Source organism: Kosakonia oryziphila (assembly GCF_900094795.1).
Classification (GTDB): domain Bacteria; phylum Pseudomonadota; class Gammaproteobacteria; order Enterobacterales; family Enterobacteriaceae; genus Kosakonia; species Kosakonia oryziphila.
This window is the reverse complement of the sequence record NZ_FMBC01000098.1, coordinates 1-3,698: the sequence shown is the minus strand read 5'-3', so window position 1 is coordinate 3,698 and position 3,698 is coordinate 1. Positions and strand designations below refer to the sequence as shown.

Annotated in this window: 4 protein-coding genes and 1 pseudogene; all 5 read right to left on the bottom strand. The window is 53.9% G+C overall.

Going from position 1 to position 3,698, the window contains the following annotated elements; translation table 11 throughout:
* Positions 1 to 35: 35 nt before the first annotated feature.
* The gene (locus tag GA0061070_RS24055; RefSeq protein WP_090139029.1) at positions 36 to 374 is read right to left on the bottom strand and encodes a hypothetical protein; all 339 of its coding nucleotides are present in this window, start codon (positions 372 to 374) and stop codon (positions 36 to 38) included.
* A gap of 2 nt (positions 375 to 376) precedes the next feature.
* Complete coding sequence (locus GA0061070_RS24050; protein ID WP_090139028.1) at positions 377 to 1,438, bottom strand: hypothetical protein; 1,062 nt, start codon at positions 1,436 to 1,438, stop codon at positions 377 to 379.
* Positions 1,439 to 1,440: 2 nt separating this feature from the next.
* A complete protein-coding gene (locus GA0061070_RS24045; RefSeq protein ID WP_090139027.1) occupies positions 1,441 to 1,743 on the bottom strand; it encodes a phage baseplate plug family protein in 303 nt (100 codons plus the stop codon).
* A 3-nt stretch (positions 1,744 to 1,746) separates the two neighbouring features.
* Positions 1,747 to 2,346 carry a phage baseplate protein gene (locus GA0061070_RS24040; RefSeq protein ID WP_090139026.1) on the bottom strand — a complete coding sequence of 200 codons (600 nt, stop codon included), beginning with the start codon at positions 2,344 to 2,346 and terminating at the stop codon, positions 1,747 to 1,749.
* Positions 2,346 to 3,698 (bottom strand): annotated as a pseudogene (locus GA0061070_RS25275) (hypothetical protein); the annotation flags it as partial. The gene GA0061070_RS24040 and the pseudogene GA0061070_RS25275, both read right to left, overlap by 1 nt.

Here is a 3,698-nt window from a genome sequence, read left to right as displayed (position 1 = left end):
GAAACCAAAACAGAATTAAAAATCGAAGAAAAAGATTAATTAACCTTCTTACAATCATACGTGCCATACACACGCGGCGCATTCATATTGGCCTGTACCAACTGGACGTTGAGGATCGCTTTGCCGTCCTTTTTCACGTAGTCCATGCCGTACCAGTGTCCAGGGGAGTTAGTCGGAACCATCCATTGCATTTTTACGTTATCGTAATCGTCCTTCGCCTTTAGGAACGTGAATTTTTGGCTCTCTGGCTTCGCGCCATTTATCCGCGCCCACCCATCATTTTTTTCGCTAGTACCAAGATGAAACGGACCGCACTGAGAATCAGCGATAGCTGCAGTGGAAAAAGCGCAGAGAAAGAGAACCAAAGCCTTCATCGTTAGAAAGTCCTGTTAAGAGATGTATTGGTTTGCAAATCAGCCGCTCCGCGCGCCAGACACATCATATCCATGTACCACGGCTGGCCCCGCGTCTCGCCAGTATAGTCGATCGCCTTGACGATATAAACGCCATCAGCCGCGATGCTGGCCGGGTTCTGCGTCGTACCTGTTGCCGTCAGGTTGCCATTAACGTTCTGTTCGCTCACCCTGCCCGGCGCGCTGGCAACTTCGCTGCTCCCAAGCGCCACCCGGTAAATCGATGCCTGGTCGATCTGCACCAGACCATTTATTTTTATGTTCGGGTTTATCAAACAGCGTACGTTCACCCCGCCGCCCATCGTCTGCTGCGGCATGCCGATCAGCCCGGTGTCGGAATTCAGCACGATCGCTTCCTGCACATACTTATCTGACGGCACAACATGCACCTGTCCGTCGACCATCTGCCACGTACCGCCGCACATTTTGGCGATGTCGTCCATGATGTCGCGGTTTGAGTGGTAGAGCGGAAGCCCGCGCGGAAATACCGTCGTTGGCATATCACCGATGATGCCCGGCGTGATCCCGTACGGGTTGAATCCCTTCATCGTCAGGTCAAGCAGGTCTTTCGTCGTGTACCCGGCGGCCAGCGTGGTTTTTGTGCTGGCGAACAGGAACGCGTTGTAATCGCTGGCAGCCTGCACCAGCACCCAACTGTCGGTGATATTGTCTTTGCCGTTGATGGTGAAACGGATATCGCCGGTAAAAATCAGACCGTAGTTGGTACCGGAAAATTTCCCTTCGTCGCCAGGCGCTACCGGGTGAGCAATACCGACCTCGCTGGCCGGAACAACGGGCATCGCGCCATCATACCCGGCGATAATGCGTATTTTGCTGAACTCTTTGCCCATGATGCGGGCCTGTGTCTCCGGCGACACGTTGTAAATTTTGACGTTTGCCACGCGCGGAAACCGCGTATCTGCCCACTCAATACGAAAAGTCACCCTGAAATCAGACAGGCTGATCCCTGCCCCGTTTTCATCGACAATTTGCAGCTCAAAGTGTCGTATCCAGTTCTGCGACATGGTTACTCCGTAACGATATAAAGATGACTGTAGAAGCCGAGATCGGTTTTTGTCGGGTTTTCCTGGCCCGCTATATCGCTGTTAACAAACAGGGAAAAACCCAGGTTAAGGTATGCGTATTGCCCGAGTAAATTGCTGCCCGCCACCAGCGGCAGTGACAGAGCAACCGGCGTCTGATCACTGTTAAGGAGGTCAAGGCACCAGAAAGAATCGCGCCATACCAGCCGCATGCGGTAAGCAGTACCGGCAATGGTGATAGCGAAGTTCTGGTTATCCGCTGAAAGCGGGATTTCGCTAATGTTCATTGTCTATCCCCCAAAAATACGAACTGCCGCATTTTTGCCTGACAATAAAATAGACTCATTCGTCGGCACAGGGGACTTTACCCCGGAATTCTGCGTTGCAGAGGTGCTCACCCCCTCCTTCATATCCGCCTTGTCAGCTACCTTGACCGACCTGGTTTCGGTGATGATCAGTTCACGAAGCGTCAGCACCGCCGAAAGAACGTTTTCCGTTGTCTTGTCGGTTGTGACCTCGATCACGCGCAGCAGCATGTTGCTATACTGCCGCTTCCCTGTGGTGACATCGAGCAATTCCCGGTTTTTCTGCATATCAAGGAAGGAGGCATAAACCTCTTTTGGTGACAACCCGGCGCTGATACCGATAGCGCTGGTATTCAGCAAATCCAGCAGAGATCCGCCACCAGCAAAACCGACCTCCATCACAACTTCACTTGGGCGGCGGTAGGCATGATCCGCAATAAAGCCCGCGCCGGATGACGTGGGCTTTTCAACCGGGTGTTCAGTGATTTCCAGCGAGTCGCTGTGTTTCTCGCTGACCACAACGCTTGGCACCATAATGCCTATTTTCCGGCTTTGTTGCTGAAACAGCGTGGAGAGAATATCCATTAGCGCGGTCCTGTCTGAAGTTGCTGAATGCCGTTAGCCTGAATTCCGGCCTGCTTGCTGGCGATGATATTCCCGGCCTCCTGTGGGTTGGAAACCCCATTGATATTGATGGTGGTTTGCGTGTTAAGAGTTGGGCCGCCAATAGCAGCCGTACCCGCAGCGCGAACCATCTCATCACCGTAGGGATTTCGACCGTTTTCTTTCTGAATGATGCCGTTCATCAGGGTTGCCATGACGTTCGGATCACGCAGGTTGATCTGCGCATCAGGGGAAACGCCCAGCATCTGCGAAATATGTGCAATGTAAGCGAGGGTGTCATTCTCAATTTTCCCGTCTTTGGTCGGTGGCGCCCAGGTCGAAACAATATCGGATACGGTACGCAACTGCCTGCCCGTCGTTTTGCCATCGTAATAGCGCAGAAGCTGGCGGGATAATGCGCGCAGACCTTCAAACGGCGTGCGGAACTGCGCAAACCGTCCGTCGGATGTGGCCCCTTCCTGCCCGGCAAATTCGATATTGCCGGGGTTGTTGTTCCTGATGCCACGCTCATTACCCGGAACGTAAAGCTCTCCCGGATGGTTTTTCTGCCACTCCTGGGCCTTTTTCAGTTCAGCGGGATCAATGTTCGCCCCGACGCCACCAATCGTCGCCAGTTCCTCGGACGTTGTTGGCGTGTTATTCGTCGGGACAAACATCAGCAGCCACGGATTGCGCAGCGCAATATCGGCAATCCCTTTTGCAAGATTCCCCAGGCCACCCAGCACACCGCCGACAGCGCGGCCCAGACCACCAAACGCGCCGGTGATTTTCCCGATTCCGCCGAGGAAACTCGCCAGCTTCGCGCCGGCCATAAAACCAAAAATCAGCTCAAGCGTATTTTTCCAGCCGCCGAGATCGTCTTTAAGACCGATCAGCGTATCGCGCAGCCATTTAAATGCTTTTTTCGCCTGGTCGATTTCGGGCTGCCATTTCGACCAGTCGATCAGGCTTTTGCCACCTTCCTTCCAGGTCTGGTAATCCTCCCAGAGCAACAGCAGCGCGCCGACCAGTGCCATCACCCACGTAACAGGCGACTTCCACATTTCTGCGTTCAGCAGTCGCCACACCACTAGCACGCCGCCCAGCGCTTCTATAAGCGACTTGCTGTCAGTATCCAGCCCTTTCCACCAGTCAGAAATCTGGCCTGCGGCCTGAATAAGTCGCATCGCCGCCCGGCCAATGACGTCAGAAAGCCATAAAATCCCCTTGATGACCGCCATAACACCGCGCTCAATCGCCGGGAAATTGTCGAGTATTTGCTTTCGAAGCCGATCGAGGGAACCGGCCAGGCCATCGGTAAGACTGCTGCCGAT